Source organism: Herbaspirillum lusitanum P6-12 (genome assembly GCF_000256565.1).
GTDB lineage: Bacteria > Pseudomonadota > Gammaproteobacteria > Burkholderiales > Burkholderiaceae_D > Herbaspirillum > Herbaspirillum lusitanum.
In genome coordinates this window covers 1-3,639 of the sequence record NZ_AJHH01000049.1, presented here as the reverse complement: position 1 = coordinate 3,639, position 3,639 = coordinate 1, and the positions used below count along the sequence as shown (strand labels likewise).

Below are 3,639 nucleotides of genomic sequence, written 5' to 3'. Positions count from 1 at the left end.
GACATCGATGTTATAAGGACTATCGTTATTATCGCAGGCGATCCCGCTGTCGGTCAGCAACGCCGCCAGTTCGCGCAAGCGCCGGAACGCGGCGCGCTGTTCTTCTTCCACCTCGGTCGGCGCCGGAATCGCCATCAGTCCGCGCAAGCGCAGACCTGGCAAGGCGGCAACCGCCCGCGCCACCGGCAGCAATTCGTCCGGCGACAAGCCGCTCTTGCTGTCTTCGTCGCTGATATTGACTTGCAGGCAGATGTTCAGCGGCGGCAATCCGGGCGGACGTTGTTCGGCCAGGCGGCGAGCGATCTTTTCGCGATCGACCGAATGCACCCAGTCGAAATTTTCCGCGATCTGGCGCGTCTTGTTGCTCTGTATCGGTCCGATGAAATGCCATGCGACCTGCGCCTCGGGCGCCGTCAGCTTCAGCGCGGCGATCTTGTCGAGCGCTTCCTGCACGTAGTTTTCGCCGAAAGCGGTCTGCCCGGCGTGTACGGCGTCCAACACCGACGCCGCGTCAAAGAACTTCGACACCGCCAGCAGCAGGATGTCTTGCGGATTGCGGCCGGCGGCTTGCGCGGCGGCGAGGCTAGGGGGTGGGCCGACATGCCCATCGACAAAGTGTCGCAGGCGATCCCGCTGTCGGTCAGCAACGCCGCCAGTTCGCGCAAGCGCCGGAACGCGGCGCGCTGTTCTTCTTCCACCTCGGTCGGCGCCGGAATCGCCATCAGTCCGCGCAAGCGCAGACCTGGCAAGGCGGCAACCGCCCGCGCCACCGGCAGCAATTCGTCCGGCGACAAGCCGCTCTTGCTGTCTTCGTCGCTGATATTGACTTGCAGGCAGATGTTCAGCGGCGGCAATCCGGGCGGACGTTGTTCGGCCAGGCGGCGAGCGATCTTTTCGCGATCGACCGAATGCACCCAGTCGATTTTCCGCGATCTGGCGCGTCTTGTTGCTCTGTATCGGTCCGATGAAATGCCATGCGACCTGCGCCTCGGGCGCCGTCAGCTTCAGCGCGGCGATCTTGTCGAGCGCTTCCTGCACGTAGTTTTCGCCGAAAGCGGTCTGCCCGGCGTGTACGGCGTCCAACACCGACGCCGCGTCAAAGAACTTCGACACCGCCAGCAGCAGGATGTCTTGCGGATTGCGGCCGGCGGCTTGCGCGGCGGCCGGCGGCCGCAATGCGCGCGTTAACAACTTGCAACTGTTTTGCGATTGACGACATAATTCTTTGGTTCAGGGAGGGACAACGCTGTTTTTTCAGTCAGAGATTATAAATGGACATTCCCGACCTGCTCGCCTTTTCCGTCAAGAATCAGGCTTCGGACCTGCATCTTTCCACCGGTTTGCCGCCCATGCTGCGACTGCGCGGCGATATGCGGCGCGTCAACTTGCCGGTATTGCTGGCGCAAGACGTCGACGACATGCTCAACGCGATCATGGAACCGGCCCAGGCCGAGGCGTATCGGCGCGACCTGGAGTGCGACTTCGCGATCGATATCGCAGGACTGGCGCGCTTTCGCATCAATGCCTTCCAGCAGGCTCGCGGCCCGGCGGCGGTCATCCGTACGATTCCCCACAGCATCCGCAGTCTGGCCGACCTCGACGCACCGCCGGTGCTGGTCGAACTGGCGCTGCGCCGGCAAGGCCTGATCCTGGTCACCGGCCCCACCGGCTCGGGCAAGTCGACCACGCTGGCGGCCATGATCCGGCATATCAACGAGCAGCGCCCGGCCCACATCCTGACCATCGAAGATCCCATCGAATTCATCCACGCGCCGGACAAGAGCCTGATCAGCCAGCGCGCCGTCGGCGCCCATACGCACTCGTTCGCCAATGCGTTGCGCTCGGCGCTGCGGGAGGATCCGGACGTCATCCTGATCGGCGAATTGCGCGACCTCGACAGCATCCGCCTGGCGCTGACGGCGGCGGAAACCGGCCATCTGGTGCTGGCGACGCTGCATACGTCCTCGGCCGCCAAAAGCATAGACCGCATCATCGACGTGTTCCCCGGCGACGAGAAGGACATGGTGCGCAGCATGCTGTCCGAGTCGCTCAGCGCGGTGGTCTCGCAAATCCTGCTGAAAACCAAAGCCGGAGACGACCGCATCGCCGCCCACGAAATCATGCTCGGCACGCCCGCCATCCGCAACCTGATCCGCGAAGGGAAAGTGGCGCAGATGGTCTCGGTCATGCAGACCTCCGGCGGCGCCGGCATGCAGACGCTGGATCATTGCCTCGGCGACTTGCTGCGCAGGGATCTGATCACGACGGAGACCGCACGCGCAGCATCCCGCACGCCCGGCCAGTTCGCCTGAAGCATGGGCTATGATGGATGCCATTCCCATTCACTTCGACGAGGCCATCATGCCCAGCATCTACGACTTCCATCCCGCCCTGCCCGACAACACGGCGGCGGCGCTCGACCAATACCGCGGCAAGGTCGTCCTGATCGTCAACACCGCCAGCAAATGCGGCTTCACGCCGCAGTATCAGGGGCTGGAAAAGATTTATCGCGAGTTCAAGGACAAGGGCGTGGAAGTGCTCGGCTTCCCCTGCAACCAGTTCGGCGGCCAGGAGCCCGGCACGGCGGAAGAGATCGGCGCCTTCTGCGAAAAGAATTACGGCGTCAGCTTCCCGCTGTTCGCCAAGATCGACGTCAACGGCGACCAGGCCGATCCGCTGTTCACCTACATCAAGGCGGAAGCCCCCGGCCTGCTCGGCAGCAAGGCGATCAAATGGAATTTCACCAAATTCCTCGTGCGTAAAAACGGCAGCGTGTTCAAACGCTACGCACCGGCCACCAAGCCGGAAGACATGGTGGCCGATATCGAGAAATTGCTGGCGGAGTAAGCTGGGTTCAGTGCACGTTGCAAATGCCGTCGCCATACGGTGCGGCGGCAAATTCGGGCAACTTTTCGGCCGCTGCCGACAAGGCCGCCAGCGTCGGATAACGATCTGCCGGGACTATGTCGGCGACCAGTTGCCGGCTGAAATACCAGGCTACCGCCGTCGTCAGCGTGGCCTGATCGATGGTTGCACTGGTCACACCGGTCACGACTTGCGGCCGCTTGACGAACTCTTCTTCCAGCGCCTTGTAAGCCTCCAGCAATTGACCCGACACGCGCGCCAGCCAAGGTTCATGCAACTTCTCGGCTGGACGCAGCTTGTGCTCATAGACAATCTGCACACTCTTCTCACAGGCCGTCATCGCCAGCCCGATGATGCGCAGCGCACGCTGCAACTCGCCCAGACCGGTCGGCAACAGGCTGCGCTTCTTCTGCGGAAACGCCTCGGCGTACTGGGTAATCAGTATCGAGTCCATCAGCACCATGCCGTCATCGCAGATCAGCGACGGCGCCTTGACCAGCGGATTGATTTCGCGGAAACGATCAAAGGCGCTGAACACCGAGATCGACTGGTGTTCGAACGGCAGGCCGAGCAATTGCAGGGAAATGGCGGCGCGGCGGACATAGGGCGAATCGAGCATGCCGATGAGTTGCACTGGGTTCTCCTTGATGGGCGAAGTGGCGGCGGTGAAGCCTCGGGACGTAAACATACCGCGAAATAAAAAAGGACGCCTTGGCGTCCTTTTTGTCATCGACAAGAGATCGATTAGTTCTTCGATTGATCGACCAGCTTGTT

Annotated in this window: 4 protein-coding genes and 1 pseudogene; 2 read left to right on the top strand and 3 right to left on the bottom strand. The window is 62.2% G+C overall.

The window, feature by feature from the left end:
• The coding region (locus tag HLUSI_RS0101810) for a YggS family pyridoxal phosphate-dependent enzyme (protein WP_050977603.1) at nt 1–624 on the bottom strand (624 nt) is incomplete at its 3' end.
• Nucleotides 594–1,219 (bottom strand): annotated as a pseudogene (locus HLUSI_RS31235) (YggS family pyridoxal phosphate-dependent enzyme); the annotation flags it as partial. The gene HLUSI_RS0101810 and the pseudogene HLUSI_RS31235, both read right to left, overlap by 31 nt.
• A gap of 52 nt (nt 1,220–1,271) precedes the next feature.
• Between HLUSI_RS31235 and HLUSI_RS0101800 the strand changes: the two are divergent.
• Together HLUSI_RS0101800 and HLUSI_RS0101795 are read left to right on the top strand one after the other, a co-directional pair.
• A complete protein-coding gene (locus HLUSI_RS0101800) occupies nt 1,272–2,312 on the top strand; it encodes a type IV pilus twitching motility protein PilT (RefSeq protein ID WP_016832340.1) in 1,041 nt (346 codons plus the stop codon).
• 49 nt (nt 2,313–2,361) lie between these two features.
• Nucleotides 2,362–2,847, top strand: coding sequence for a glutathione peroxidase (locus HLUSI_RS0101795; RefSeq protein WP_029363000.1), 486 nt, complete (start codon nt 2,362–2,364; stop codon nt 2,845–2,847).
• A 7-nt stretch (nt 2,848–2,854) separates the two neighbouring features.
• Here the strand turns inward: HLUSI_RS0101795 and HLUSI_RS0101790 are convergent, their stop codons facing one another.
• A complete protein-coding gene (locus HLUSI_RS0101790) occupies nt 2,855–3,499 on the bottom strand; it encodes a glutathione S-transferase (protein WP_016832338.1) in 645 nt (214 codons plus the stop codon).
• Nucleotides 3,500–3,639 lie beyond the last annotated feature (140 nt).